The following is a 13,732-nucleotide window of genomic DNA, read 5'->3' as shown; positions in this document are numbered from 1 at the left end:
TTTTTTTTTGTTTCACGTGAAACATTCTAGGAGTGATGAAAATGTTTCACGTGAAACATTTTCTAAAGGGAGTTCTTTAGTTGTCCGCAAGCCCCTGCGATGTCAGAACCACGAGAGCGCCTCAAAGTAGCCTCGATATGGTGCCGGCTCAGTGTATCAATCCAATGGTTGACCGTATTAAGAGGCGCTGGCTGGAATGGGGATCCTGCGACGTTGTTCATCGGCAGCAGATTCACATGACAGAGCAGGCCCTCACAGAAGTGAAGGAGCGCCTCAAGGTCTTCTTCCCTGTCGTTTGCGTCTTTAATGAGCAGATATTCAAGGGTAACGCGGCGATTAGTCTTCTCCACGTAGTTCATGAGGGCGGTTTTGAGGTCAGGGAGCCTTTGGGCGCTAACGCGTGGCATGAGCTTATCGCGCTTCGCCTGAATCGCTGAATGAAGAGAGATGGCGAGGGTGAATTGTTCAGGTTCGTTGGCCAACGCATCGATTCCCGTAATGATTCCGCAGGTAGAGACAGTGATGTGGCGTGCGCCGATGTTGAAGGAGTCGACGCTGTTCATCTTGCGAAACGCTTCAATCACGGCATCGTAGTTGAGGAAGGGTTCTCCTTGGCCCATGGCAACGATGTTGGTCACACGCCGGCCGAAGTCCTTCTCAACAAGGGAGACCTGGTCGATCATCTCCTCTGGCGAGAGGTTGCGGTGAAATCCCTCCCTACCTGTTGCGCAGAAAGCGCAGGCCATCGCGCATCCGACCTGCGTTGAGAGACAGACGGTGAGTCGCTCCCCCTGAGGCCCCGAGGGCATCCCCACAGCTTCGACCATCTGACCGTCGGCGAACTGGATGACATACTTTCGCGTTCCGTCTTTGGACTGCTGTCGATTGATCAGTCGTGCGCTCTTGAGAGGGTAAGCGCTCGCAAGCTGAGCGCGAAAGGCTTTGGGAAGGTTGGTCATCTCATCGAATGACGTGGCGTGGTGTAGGTGGAGCCATTCGTAGAGTTGCTTCGCCCGAAACCCTGGTTGGCCAAATTCTTTCGCAAGCTGCTCAAGGCGGTCGAGCGGGTATGTTCTGATGTCGTTTTCCATTGGGTCATTATACGAAATGTTTCACGTGAAACACTCAGTGCTATACTTTCGGCCACTGAATGCGGCAATTTGAGAGGTGTGGAACGAATGTTCGAATCACTTGATCCTATGAATTGCAAGGTCGCGCTTCTCGCTGGCGGGAAGAGCGGCGAACGTGAGATATCCCTATCCTCGGGAAAAGGCGCTCAATCAGCGCTTGAGGAGGCTGGCTTTGCTGTTACCGTTCTTGATCCAGCGAACAAGGCCGATCTGGAGCGCCTGATAGCGGAGGATTTTGACGTGGCCTTTCTCTGTCTGCACGGAAAAGGCGGGGAAGATGGCTCTATCCAGGGTTTTCTCGAGACCATTGGGCTTCCCTACACGGGTTCTGGTGTGTGGGCGAGTGCGCTCGCCATTGATAAGGAAAAGGCGAAGAAGTTCTATCGCGAAGCGGGGATTCCCACGCCGGAGTCCCTTTCCATCACGCGAGGTGAAGAATATTCCCTAGACGAGATAGCTCGGAAGATGGGCGGGAGCTGCGTCGTTAAGCCCAATAAGGAGGGAAGTTCTCTCGGAGTATTCATCGTGAAGTCAGGCGATGACCTGGGAGAAAGCATTGACCAGGCGTTCAAGGTGGGAGAGAGGCTCCTGATTGAGCGTTATGTCGAGGGTATGGAGCTGACGGTAGCTGTTGTGGGAGACAAAGAACCTGAGGCGCTCCCCATCATCGAGATTGTTCCTCAAAGTGATTCATATGACTTCGAGTCCAAGTACGCTCCGGGAGGATCGCAGCATATCTGCCCTGCGCGTCTGGACGAGGAGATTGCGCGCCGCGTAGGGGATCTGGCTGTCCGTGCGCACCAGGCTCTGGGATGCTCGGGTGTGTCGCGCTCTGATTTTCTGCTCGATGCCCATGGTGAGCCGTGGATTCTGGAGACCAATACCATTCCTGGCATGACAAAGACCTCGTTGCTACCTGATGCAGCCCGAGCTGCAGGAATCTCATTCCCAGAGTTGTGCACCAGACTCGTGGGGTACGCTCTAGAGGGAGGGAAATAAAACCCCGGAATGTTTCACGTGGAACATTCCGGGGCATCTTCAGGGAACTAGAACAGCCCGCAGGACTTCATTGTGAATAAGGCGCCGGCCACTAAGGCCAAGAGGAACGCCCAGCTGACGAGGTAGCACCCCTTGTTCCCCTTCCGGCCCTGCTCGATGGCCCTTTCGCTTAGGGAGCGGCGGCTCTTCATGATGACCGTTCCCTTTTCTTTTTGAGGCAGGGGGATCGTCTTCTCGGGAATCCAGGTGCCGCGGCTCTCGACGATGCGGTTGACGCCGTCAGGCTCAAACGAGACGTTCGTTCGGATTCCATCCTGCATGCGCATGGCTACGTTCTGCACGAAAGTCTCGAAGTCGTCTGCCTGGGCGGGCTCGTACGCCACGACTGCCACCTCCCCCCAGTAATGCCCTGGTTCAGGGCTTTCCGTGAAGGCGATGAAGGACAGCACCGCCACGAGCGTGAGATCTCGGGCAGCCAAGATGCTGAGATCGCGGGAGAAGTCCTCGTCGAAGTAGCCGATGCGCTGGTCAAAGCGGCTGACGAGCCATGCCTTATGGGCGGTTCCCTCCATGGTGCAGTCGATATGATAGAGGTCGCCGACGAGGTTGTCGGCCCCGAGGAGCCGGCCAGCCTCCTTCTTAGAAGCCGTCTCGAAGCGATGATATGTACCGAAATACTGGTTCATGGGCCTCTCCGTTCCATGGACTCCGGCAGGGTTGATACAATAGCGGGACGCATAATCGCCGGAAGGCGCCCGTTGCCTTTGTCGGGCCATTTTCCCCTGTTTCGTCGCTTTTCGAAAGTCCTTTGCTGTGAAAGGAAGCATGAGAGCAGGGGAGTGCGCCCGTTCTGCTGATTGGGGAGAACAGATGAGTGATGAGCTCGTAGAGAAGAGGTCTGAGAAATCCGACGACAAGAATGTTTCACGTGAAACATTCTGCGTCGCGCGGGCTGATCGCGAAGAGGCGAGGCTCCCCGGCGAGCTAACGCGCTTTATCACCGACGGCACGCTTTCCGAGGTGGTGGAACGATATGCTCAGCTTCCGGCGCAGGCTGCGGCGGCGGACTATGGTGAACTAGATCGCAATATCGTCGTCATCGATACGGAGACTACGGGTTTTTCCCTCAGCCACGATGAGTTGACCCAGATTGCCGCAGCACGCATGGATCAGGGAGAGATAGTCGATTGGTTTATCACATTTGTTAACCCTGGTAAACCAATTCCCGATGAGGTGGCTCATCTGACGAATATCCACGATGAGGATGTGGCCGACGCGCCGTCCCCGGCGGAGGCTCTCGCCCAGCTGGTTGAATTCGTAGGCGATGCGAAGATCGTGGCTCATAACGCCGAGTTCGATCGTAACTTCACGACTAAGCACCCTGCAGGCTATCCTCTGCTGGAGAACCAGTGGCTGGATTCCCTCGATTTGGCGCGCATTGCCCTGCCGCGGCTGAAGTCGCATCGCCTGATAGATCTGGTACGCGCGTTCGGTGCGCCGCTTTCCACCCATCGTGCGGACGACGACGTGGCGTCTACCTGCGCACTCTTCCGCATCCTGCTGGCTGGGGTGGACGCGATGCCGGAGCCTCTCGTTCGCGAGATAGCGCGCATGGCGCCGGCTGAGAGTTGGCCGACCGTGGTGGTGTTCGACTATTTCGCGCGCCGCAAAGCACAGCGGGCGCTTGATAACGTGTTCGGGGATGAGGGGGACTCAGAAGGCGGTCAGAATGTTTCACGTGAAACATCTCCGGACAAAGCTGGTGCGATGGCGGGCGAAACCGGCATCGCACCTGCGGGGGAGGCCGCGTCGGTGCAGCTCTCCGCGTTTGGCGACGCGCCCCAGCGGTTCTCCATCCGCGCGCTGCGTCGTGATCGCCTGCGCGGGGACGAGCGCCGCCCTAAGGCAGATGCGGACGCCATCGCGCAGGACTCCTTCCGCGAGCTGGTTTTCCCCAGCCAAGACGAGGTGTCTGCCGCCTTCACTGCGGCGGGTTTGGTGGGCTCGCTCTACGATGATTACGAGCCGCGCGATGAGCAGCGCATCATGTCCGAGGCCGTGCGACAGGCATTCGCGTCGTCGCGCAATCTCATGGTGGAGGCGGGCACGGGCGTCGGCAAGTCGATGGCCTACCTCGTTCCCTCATCGATGACCTCGCTCATCAACGATGTGACGGTGGGCGTGGCCACTAAGACCAATGCCCTGCTTGACCAGCTTGTTCACCATGAGCTGCCCGCTCTGGCCGCAGTCCTCGAGAAGCAGGGCAAGACGCTCACGTTCGCCTCGCTCAAGGGCTTCTCGCACTATCCGTGCCTGCGTCGGATCGAGCGCATTGTGGAAGAGGGCCCGCGCCTGCGCGCCGTGGGAGGACAGGAGAAACCCCAGGCTCCCGCGCTCGCGGCCCTTCTCTCGTTCATCGAGCAGACCGACTACGACGACCTCGACAGCCTCAAGATCGACTACCGCGTGCTGCCGCGCCGAATCATCACCAACACGAGCCATGAATGCCTGCGTCGCAAGTGCCCGTTCTACGGCACGTCGTGCTTTGTGCACGGGTCGCGCCGCCGTGCGGAGACGGCCAACGTGGTGGTGACCAACCACAGCCTGCTCTTCTGCGATCTAGCCGCCGATAACGGTCTGCTCCCGCCTATTCGCTATTGGGTGGTGGATGAGGCCCACGGGGCCGAGAACGAGGCCCGCCGCGCCTTCTCCCTTGAGCTGCCGGCCGACGAGATCCGCTTTCTCGCGCGCCGCGTGGCAGGTGATGAATCCGCGCGCAACGTGTTCTCGCGTGCTGAGCGCGTTGCCGTCATACCAGGCAAGGAGGAGGGCGCCACCCTCTTCTACGCGCTCACCAACAAGGCGCGCACGGCCGGCCGCGCGTTTGCCGAGGCCGCCGACGCATTCTGCGAATCGATGCGCGGCCTGCTGTTCTTCGACACCAACCATCGCGGTAAGGGCTACGAGATTGTCGAGCTGTGGGTGAACGGGGACATCCGCTCGTCGGCTACCTTCACGGACGTGGTGGAGAAGGGCCGCGCGATGGCGGATTGCGCCGAGAAGCTGGTCACGGCCTGCCAGGAGATAGTCGCGTACCTCGAGGACGCGGATGGGGCGGCGGTGATCCAGCGTGAGATAGCATCCATCGCCCTGGAGCTGAAGGATATCCTGAAAGCCGCCGAGGTCATCCTGTTCTCCGCGCCGGAATCCTACGTCTACGCCGCGACGCTCAGCCGCAAGGGCGACCGCCCGGTGGATAAGCTGGAGGCGCTGCTGTACAACGTGGGGGCCGCGCTCGATGAGACGCTCTACGCCAACACCCACGCGGTGGTATACGCGTCGGCCACGTTGACGGTGGGCGAGTCCTTCTCCTCCTTCGAGACGGCGCTGGGGTTGAACACGAGCGAGGCCTCGGCATGCGATACGCTGCTGCTCGCGTCGAGCTACGACTTTGACGGCCATATGCGCGTGTTCGTGGCCAGCGACATGCCCGAGCCGAACGACCCGCGTTACCTCGCCGAGCTTGAGCGCCTGCTCATCGGCACGCATCGCGCGCAGAGGGGGTCGATGCTCACCCTGTTCACCAACCGGCGGGAGATGGAGAAGAGCTTCGAGGCCGTCCAGCCGGCCCTCAAGGAAGATGATCTGCGACTCGTGTGCCAGAAGTGGGGCGTGTCGGTCAAGGGGCTGCGTGACGACTTCCTGGCCGACGAGCATCTGTCTCTCTTCGCGCTTAAGAGCTTCTGGGAGGGATTCGATGCCCCCGGCGCCACGCTTCGCGGCGTCATCATCCCCAAGCTTCCCTTTGCCAAGCCGACCGACCCGCTTTCCTGCGAGCGCGGCGCGCGCGATGACGCGGCATGGCGCCGCTATGTGCTGCCCGCCGCGGTCATGGAAACGAAGCAGGCAGCCGGCCGTCTCATCCGCAAGGCCGACGACCGTGGAGTGCTCATCCTGGCTGACAAGCGCCTGGTGACGAAGGGATATGGGAAGTCGTTCCTCAAATCCCTGCCCAGCCGCAACATCACGGTGTGCACCGTCGATGAGATTATCGCCGCGCTGGATGCGGCGGAGTAGGGGCGCAGGAGCCGGGGGATGGCAAGGCACGGTCGGAAGATAACGCACGCGGCGCATGTTAAGCGCTCGACGCAGGGAACCTCCAACGAGCTTTCCTTCAGCGTGCTCGACGCTGCTCGGGAGTCGCTCGAAGATGGCGGCCGGCGTGACGCCGGGCGGGGGCGGCCTCGCGGACGGACGCGCGCCAGCTCTGCTGGCCGTGGGGGAGGCGCTCTCTCCAAGCTCGGGGCCATCCCGCTGTTCACGTTAGGCCGCCACCGCAAGACGATGGCGACCCCTGAGCGTGAGCGCGGACTCATGCTGCCGGGCGGCACGTTCGTCTCCACCGAGGGAGATCGGGACACGGCGCTCACCTCAGGGCCGGTGAACTCCTCGGCGCGGGCGGGCCTCGGCCGCGCCACGGCGACGGGCCTTCCTGCATCTCGCACCGCCCGCGAGTCCTCGTGGCAGGCGCCGGCTGAGGAGGTCGCGCGTCGCAAGACGCTGCGCAAGCGTCGCCGACTCGCTGTGGTAGCGGCCGGAACGGCGGCCGTGCTGGCGGCCGCTGCCTTCCTGGGCACCATGGGATACTCGCTCATCCAAGCGCAGAAGGCCCTTCGGGGCGACCTTTCGGCGGCCCTCGGCGACATCCAGCGGGCCGACGAGGCCATTATTCCCATGGATGAGCTCATCGCCGCCCGCATCAACGATGGCGTGGACAAGGGGGACGCAGAGGCTATCGCGACGGACTGGGAAGCACTCCAGCCTCAGATAGACCAGGCCCTCGTCGATCTCGATGCGGCGCGCAGGGACGTGGAGGCAGTGCAGTCGAAGCTCGTGGACGCGCGCGACAAGGAAGCCGCCAACCGCGCGCTCGTGGCCGCGAACGCCCGCGTGAACATGATCGGAGCCGGACGAGAGCTCATGGCCGAGGCCGTCCCCGCACGGCGCGCCCAGCAGGCGGCGCAGACCGCCTGGGAGAAGACGCTTGAGGGGGATGGCTTGGCGCGTGATGCCGCTGCTGCGCTCTCCTCCATGACGAAGGACACGGTCAACCAGTCCATGGCCTTGAGCGAGCAGGCCCTCGCGGCGTTTACCGCGGCGCGAGACGGCTTGGAATCGGCTGCCGAGCTCTATCCGAACGCCGACTACACCGCCTTCGTCAGCTACCTCAACCTGCGCATAGACGCCCAGTACGCGGCCATCGCCTCGGATAAGGCGTATCTCGCGCGCGACAAGACGGCCATGACGGAGCAGAACACGCGCTACAACGAGCTGGACGCCCAGGCAGCGGAGGCCGCTCGGGCCCTGGAGGGAGATCCGACGGGCATCGTGGGTCCGCTCTACGCCGCTGCGGCGAAGGACAAGGCCGCTGCCTACTCCTCCGAGCGGCTCCAGGCGGGCGATGCGGATGCATTTCTGCGGGATTACTTGGGCAGCCTGGGCAAATAGCTTATACTGACGGTAATTATGCCTTGGCATTAGGAATGTAAACCGAAAGGCTCCCTACATGGCCGATATACACGAGCACGTCGCGTATCTCTCGCAGAGCATCGGCCCGCGTCCGGCGGGTACTGAGGAAGAGCAGCAGGCGGCGCTGTACATCACTGAGCAGCTTCAGACCGATGCTGGTCTGCCGGCTTCTATCGAGGATTTCAACTGCAACCCCGACGCCGATCTTCCCCGCGCCATCTGCAGCGCGCTCGTGATACTCGCCGGTGTGCTCGCTATCTTCGTCTCGATGGCCGTGATTCCCGCCCTTATCGTGGCGCTGCTGGCCACGGCCCTGTTTGCTGCCGAATCGCTCGGCAAGCCCGTGATCTCGCGCTTCTTCAATCGCGGCGTCAGCCAGAACGTCATCGCCAAGTACGAGCCCGACTTCTCGCCGGAGGCAGGCGGCGCGCGCCGCCGCAAGATAGTGCTGGTATCCCATTACGACAGCGGCAAGGTCCAGCCGGAAACGAGTCAGCCCCTGCTCCGCGCGCTGCCCCTTCTGGCTTGGGCGTCTCTGGGTGGCATGGCCGTGAGCATTATCGTCCTGGTCGTTCGCGCCATGGCGACCTTGGAGGGCCCAGCGGCCATCGCCCTGAACGTGGTGACCGCCCTCGCCCTTCTGTGTGCAGCCTGGCCGCTGCTGCTCGCCATCCTGCATCGCACCTCTTCTTATAACGAGGGTGCGAACTGCAACGCCGCCGGCGTGGCTGTGCTCTTGGACGTGGCGTCCCGCGTGGGTCGTGGCCGGGTGTCGGCGGCTGAGCTCGAGCGGATGCAGGAGGCCACCATTCACGGCGAGGAGGCTGCCCGCGCCGCAGGTCTGGCGCCTGCCGGCGGCGAGCTCGTCTACGAGGCGGCCGTGCCCCAGCAGGAGGAGTCCGCCGCAGACCGCCTGCTCTCTGCCAAGGCCGCCGTTGCCGCGCTCACGGGCATGCCGGTGAGTGAGACGATCAACATCGACCTGCCGGAAGAGGAGCCCGCGCCCGCGCCGGCGCCCGCTGATCCGCTTGCTGGCCTTGCCGTCGAAGGGGAGTCCGCCGCTTCTGCCGCGGGCGAGCCGCACGAGGCCGCTACTTCGAGTGCTTCGGCCGAAGGATTCGCTTCCGAGGAAGCCTCCGAGGCCGACGCCATCGAGATCGAGCCAGAGGAGAAGGAGTCCTCGGTTCCGGATTGGTTCCGCTCCGCGCAGCAGAAGGCGAAGAAGGCTGAGGATCGCGAGGTGGCCGTGCAGCGCTCGCGCTACGCTGAGGCCCTAGACGCCGCCCAGCTCGAGCAGCGCCCCAACCGCTTCAGCGCGCCAGCCGAGACGGCTATCTCCGAGACGGAGCAGCGCCTTCAGCAGATGCGTGAGAGCATCATGGAGGTGAAGGCTCCCGGCTTCCGCCGCGCCGACGAGGCATCGGCCCCCGAGGGTGCTTCCGGCGCCGCCCCCTCAGAGCCCGCCGAGCCCAGCGTCGCCGGGGAACCCGAAGTTGCCGATGCCGCCGCGGGTGGCTCAACGGTGGCCTTTCGGCCCGTGCCGCTTGATATCCCCGCGGTCGCTGACGTGCTGGGCGCCGCCCCTAAGGAGACGCCGGCTGCCATCTTCGGTGACGCGGTGGAGGATCTTCGCGCTCAGGAGGGCGTGACGCTGCGCGAGCCGCGTCCGCTGACCGGCGCGCAGTCCGCTTCTGAGTCGGCGCCCAATCGCGCGGCCATGGCCGAGTCGCTTGCCGCTGCCATCCCCTCCATCCAGACTCCTGCAGCTGCCTTGGCTGACAAGGTTCCCGCCGTAGCTGCCTCAGGCAAGAAGCCCACGCGGCGTAAGCAGCGCGCCATAACGCTGCCCTCCATTGGAGAGGCTGCGGATGGGCTCGCTCCCCTCGACGAGCTGAGCAAGCAGCCGGCGCCCCTGGCAGAGGAGCGCCCGGCGGCGACGGGCCGCGTGCGCGACCTGCGTGCCGTGCTGCCCTCCATCGGCGGCGCTGCGGCGGCAGGCGCTCGTTCTGTCCAGGCTGACGCCCTGCCCTCGCTTTCCGGAGCGCTCGTGACAGAGGAAGCGCCCGAGGAGCCTTCCGAGACGAGCGTCAGCGTCGCAGGGGCGTTTTCCGTGGCGGGTTCCACGGGTGCCTTCGCCCCGGTGGGCGACGAGCTGCTGGAGAACGTCGATCCTGACGACAGGTATGTCGAAGATGCCGATGACTCCGACTACGAGGAGGTCATCACCGAGACGGGCGCGTTCTCTGGCCCCGGCTACGTGGATATGCCCAAGTCGCGCGCGTCGCGCCTCTTCGGAAAGTTCGGCTTCGGCCGCAAGAAGCGGCAGGAGGAGACGACGCCTCAGGAATGGCTCGACGTCGATGATGAGTTTGAGGCGCAGGCTGCCGGCGCGGCGCGCGGCGGTTGGGAGAGCTTCCGCGAGGATGACGACTACGATGATGCCGATGCCTACTATGACGATTACGAGGACGATGAGGAGGGCGAGGTTTACGAAGCCCTCTACGAGGAGGACGATTCCGCTCCTCGCGGCGCCCACGGCGCTCCTTCCCGCTGGAACGGCGGCAGCTTCTCCCGCGAGCAGCTCGGTCGTGTCTCCACGCTGTCCGAAGACGTGCGGCCTGAGCAACCGGCCGACCTTGAGCCCGACGCTGACGACCTCGATGGCATCTACCGCTTCCGCAACCCTGAGATCAACACGGAGGTCTGGTTCGTCGCCCTTGGCGCCGAGCTTGCCGGCAATGGCGGCATGAACGCCTTCCTCGACGAGCATGCGCAGGAACTGCGCGGCGCCATTTTCATCGACCTCGACGCCCTCGGCGCCGGCGAGCTCACCCTCATCGAGCGCGAGGGAACCTATCTGCCGCGCCAGGCCTCATCGCGTATGCGCCGCCTGGTGAAGAAGGCTTCGTCGGCGGTGGGCTTGTCGGTGGGCGCGGGCACCATGCTCTGGACGGACAGCGCGGCTGCCTGCGCCATGCGTCGAGGCTGTCAGACCATGCACCTGGCTGGCATGGAGAATGGCAAGCCGGCTCACTACGGCCAGAGCGATGATGTGGTGGAAAACGTCTCTGGAGAGGTCATGCACGCCAACGCGGACTTCATCATGGAGCTGCTCAAGAGCATCTAGCGATCCGTGACCCCATGACGAAGGACGCCCTCCGGCTGACGACGGAGGGCGTCCTTTTCCTTTTCGAGCGGTTTCCGGCGGCTCGGCTACTCCAAGTACGTGCGCAGGTTGCGCTCAAGCTCGGCCAGGTTGATGGGCTTTGCCATGAAGCCGTCCATGCCTGCTTCCAGCGCGCGCCGGCGATCCTCATTGAAGGCGTTGGCCGTCATGGCGACGATGGGAACATGGGCGCGGCCCATCTGCTGCTCATAGGCGATTATGGCGCGAGTCGCCTCAATGCCGTCAAGGCGCGGCATCTGCCAGTCCATGAAGATCAGCTGGTAGTGTCCCTCCTCCGCGTCGCGTGTCATGCTCACGGCCTCCTCGCCGTCGCAGGCGCACTCGACTTCTGCGCCCAGCTGCTCGATGAGCTCGGTGGCTATCTCGCGGTTGAGCTCGTTGTCCTCCACGAGCAGCACGCGACCTGAGAGAGGATGCTTGGACAGGCTGCCATGTGCGACCTCTTCCACACCCCCGTCTACGCACACGGCGCGCAGCACATGGTAGAGCCGCGAGCGGAACAAGGGCTTCGAGACGAAGGCCGAGACGCCGGCTTGGGACGCCTCCTCCTCTATCTCAGTCCAGTCATAGGCGCTCACCAGCACGATAGGCGTGGCATCTCCGACCTTGTCGCGTATCTGGCGGATGGTTTCCAGGCCGTCCATTCCCGGCATGATCCAGTCGACGATGATGGCCTCGTAGCCATCCCCATCTGCAAAGGCCTGAGCGGTGAGGGACACGGCCTCGTTGCCTGTCGCGGAGCAGTCGCCGCGCATGCCGAATCCGTCGAGCACGTTCTTCGTGTTTTCCAGCACGTCACGGTCGTCGTCCACCACCAGCACGCGGATTCCCTCAAGGCAGCTGACGTCCAGCTCCTCGGCGGCCTCGTCGTAGGGACGAAGCGGGATGACCACGGTGAAGGTGGAGCCTACGCCAGGCTGGCTTTCCACCGTGATGGTTCCCCCCATGAGATCGACGATGTTCTTCGTGATGGACATGCCGAGCCCCGTGCCCTCGATGAAGGGCGTCTTGTCGTTGCCCTCGCGCTCGAAGGGGTCGAAGATGCGCTCGAGGAACTCCGCGTCCATGCCGATGCCGGTATCATGGACAACAAAGCGGTAGTTGTTGAAGCCGGGTTGCAGCGAGGGTTCCTCAGAAACGGAGATGCGCACGACATCGCCTTCCTCGGTGTACTTCACCGCGTTGCCCGCCAGGTTCATGAGCACCTGGTTGATGCGCATGGTATCGCCGATGACCATCTCGCGCTCGATATTGCCGATGACCACGTCGAAGCGCAGCTTCTTCGCGCGGGCCTGCGGCTGCACGATGGTGACAAACTCGCCGATGAGGTCGGGGAAGGAGAACGGCTCCTCGTTGAGCGACATCTTCCCGCTTTCGATCTTTCCCATGTCGAGCACGTCGTTGATGAGCCCAAGCAGGTGCTTTGACGACGTGGTGATGCGCGAGAGGCACTCCTTCACGCGGATGGGGTCATCGAGGTGGGAGTGCGCGATGGCGGTAAGGCCTACGATCGCGTTCATGGGCGTGCGGATGTCGTGCGACATGTTGGAGAGGAACGTGGATTTGGCGGCGTTAGCGCTCTGGGCCAGGATGAGCGCCTCCTCAAGGCTTGCGCGCAGCTGGTTCTCGCGGTCGGATTTACGGCGCAGGATGGTGAGGTACACGGTGAGGGAGAACACGACGGCGGCCATGAGCACGCAGGATACGATGAGCGTCTGGTGGCCGGCGGTGGTGACCGTGGTGTACATGGTGTCGGCCACCTCGGTGGATTCGTCGAGGATCTCGATGTCTATGGCAAGCAGGTCGTCGATGAGGGGGTAGATGCTGCTTTCGGCGTATTCGCGAACGGCGGTGTCGGAGATGGCGGGGTTGGTGACCATGCCTATGTAGTAGCGCACGTTGGACGCCAGCTGGTCATAACCTGAGGCCAGCGATGCGGCGGCCTCAGGATCGCTGCTGTGGTTCTCGGCGATGAACGAGAGCTGGGTGGAGAGGCCCGCGTCGATTCCCTGGAACGAGGCGCGCAGGCTCTGGGACGCCTCCGGCGTGCGCACGTAGGCGGGTCGCTCGGAGATGGTGCGCAGCTGCACGAGCAGCGTCTCGACGCGCCCGGCGGCTACCGATACGGGGTACGCCCCCTCGCGCACCGCCTGAACCTGCCCGTTGATGGCGACGGTGTTGTTGAGCGTGACGCCGAAGAAGGCCAGCAAGAAGAGTGCGAGCACGATGGCCGTGAGGCGAGAGAGCAGGTCGGAGCGCGCGCTCGACCGGCGATTCAGGTCGTCAGAATGTGACATGGTAACCACTTCCCCCAATACTGCGTGTTGGAACAGGATACCGTTTCGCGAGGCCGTGCCGCGATGCGCCTCGGTAAATACCGCATCCGCGGGTAACGGTTTGGATACAAGGAAGTTAACCATAGGGAACTTTACGCGCACGCGTGCTCACTGCACGGGGGGGAGTTGGTGGTTGGTGCGCGAGTGGGTGGTGGGGCGGCGGGGTTGTGGGGGAGGATGGCAGCTGGTGGGCCGGCGGAGCTGTGGCTTGCGTTTGGCAGCTGGTGGCGAGTCGGCGGGGCTGTGGCTGGCGGCTGACGGGGAGCGGACGACGGCGGGCGCTTGGCAGAGGGTAGGTGGAGGATGCCGAATAGCGGCTGGCGGGCGGCGGCAGCAGGGTTGTGGCTGGCGCCTTGCGCCAGAGAGGGGTCTCAGGTGAGGGGAGCGGGGTCGGGTGCGGAGTACGCGAAAGGTTGGCTCTGGGTTGGCGGGGCTGGCGGGTGGCGAGTCGATGGGGCTGTGGAGAGTGGACGGCTGCGAGTGAGGGGGGCGTGTTGCGGGCGCGAGTGTTTCACGTGAAACATTAGTAGGCGGTTTTCGGGAGAGGGCGG

At 63.3% G+C, this 13,732-nt stretch carries 7 protein-coding genes; 4 read left to right on the top strand and 3 right to left on the bottom strand.

Going from position 1 to position 13,732, the window contains the following annotated elements; all coding sequences use genetic code 11:
- Positions 1-62: 62 nt before the first annotated feature.
- Complete coding sequence (gene rlmN / locus D1643_RS02310) at positions 63-1,091, bottom strand: 23S rRNA (adenine(2503)-C(2))-methyltransferase RlmN (RefSeq protein WP_160708214.1); 1,029 nt, start codon at positions 1,089-1,091, stop codon at positions 63-65.
- A gap of 87 nt (positions 1,092-1,178) precedes the next feature.
- Here rlmN and D1643_RS02305 point away from each other — a divergent pair, with 87 nt between their 5' ends.
- On the top strand, positions 1,179-2,129 hold the full coding sequence (locus D1643_RS02305; protein WP_160708212.1) for a D-alanine--D-alanine ligase: 951 nt from the start codon (positions 1,179-1,181) through the stop codon (positions 2,127-2,129).
- A gap of 47 nt (positions 2,130-2,176) precedes the next feature.
- On the opposite strand, the gene D1643_RS02300 is transcribed toward D1643_RS02305, so the two are convergent.
- Positions 2,177-2,815: a hypothetical protein gene (locus tag D1643_RS02300; protein WP_160708210.1), complete on the bottom strand. Its 639-nt coding sequence runs from the start codon at positions 2,813-2,815 to the stop codon at positions 2,177-2,179.
- A gap of 184 nt (positions 2,816-2,999) precedes the next feature.
- On the opposite strand from D1643_RS02300, the gene D1643_RS02295 reads away from it, so the two are divergent.
- The 3 genes from D1643_RS02295 (at position 3,000) to D1643_RS02285 (ending at position 10,785) form a co-directional block, all read left to right on the top strand.
- Positions 3,000-6,206: a helicase C-terminal domain-containing protein gene (locus tag D1643_RS02295; RefSeq protein ID WP_160708208.1), complete on the top strand. Its 3,207-nt coding sequence runs from the start codon at positions 3,000-3,002 to the stop codon at positions 6,204-6,206.
- 267 nt (positions 6,207-6,473) lie between these two features.
- Entirely contained in the window at positions 6,474-7,637 is a 1,164-nt protein-coding gene (locus D1643_RS02290; RefSeq protein WP_160708206.1) for a hypothetical protein, read from the top strand.
- Positions 7,638-7,695: 58 nt separating this feature from the next.
- The gene (locus D1643_RS02285) at positions 7,696-10,785 is read left to right on the top strand and encodes a M28 family peptidase (protein ID WP_160708204.1); all 3,090 of its coding nucleotides are present in this window, start codon (positions 7,696-7,698) and stop codon (positions 10,783-10,785) included.
- Between the two features lie 86 nt (positions 10,786-10,871).
- On the opposite strand, the gene D1643_RS02280 is transcribed toward D1643_RS02285, so the two are convergent.
- A complete protein-coding gene (locus D1643_RS02280) occupies positions 10,872-13,142 on the bottom strand; it encodes a response regulator (protein WP_160708202.1) in 2,271 nt (756 codons plus the stop codon).
- Positions 13,143-13,732: the final 590 nt, after the last annotated feature.

It is taken from the genome of Enterorhabdus sp. P55 (assembly GCF_009911695.1).
GTDB lineage: Bacteria > Actinomycetota > Coriobacteriia > Coriobacteriales > Eggerthellaceae > Enterorhabdus.
The sequence above is the reverse complement of the archived record's forward strand: the minus strand, read 5'-3'. Positions and strand labels throughout refer to the sequence as shown.

Excerpts from the sequence above, each read along its gene's own strand:
- rlmN (WP_160708214.1), bottom strand. The coding sequence starts at position 1,091 with ATGGAAAACGACATCAGAACATACCCGCTCGACCGCCTTGAGCAGCTT.
- D1643_RS02305 (WP_160708212.1), top strand. The coding sequence starts at position 1,179 with ATGTTCGAATCACTTGATCCTATGAATTGCAAGGTCGCGCTTCTCGCT.
- D1643_RS02300 (WP_160708210.1), bottom strand. The coding sequence starts at position 2,815 with ATGAACCAGTATTTCGGTACATATCATCGCTTCGAGACGGCTTCTAAG.
- D1643_RS02295 (WP_160708208.1), top strand. The coding sequence starts at position 3,000 with ATGAGTGATGAGCTCGTAGAGAAGAGGTCTGAGAAATCCGACGACAAG.
- D1643_RS02290 (WP_160708206.1), top strand. The coding sequence starts at position 6,474 with ATGGCGACCCCTGAGCGTGAGCGCGGACTCATGCTGCCGGGCGGCACG.
- D1643_RS02285 (WP_160708204.1), top strand. The coding sequence starts at position 7,696 with ATGGCCGATATACACGAGCACGTCGCGTATCTCTCGCAGAGCATCGGC.
- D1643_RS02280 (WP_160708202.1), bottom strand. The coding sequence starts at position 13,142 with ATGTCACATTCTGACGACCTGAATCGCCGGTCGAGCGCGCGCTCCGAC.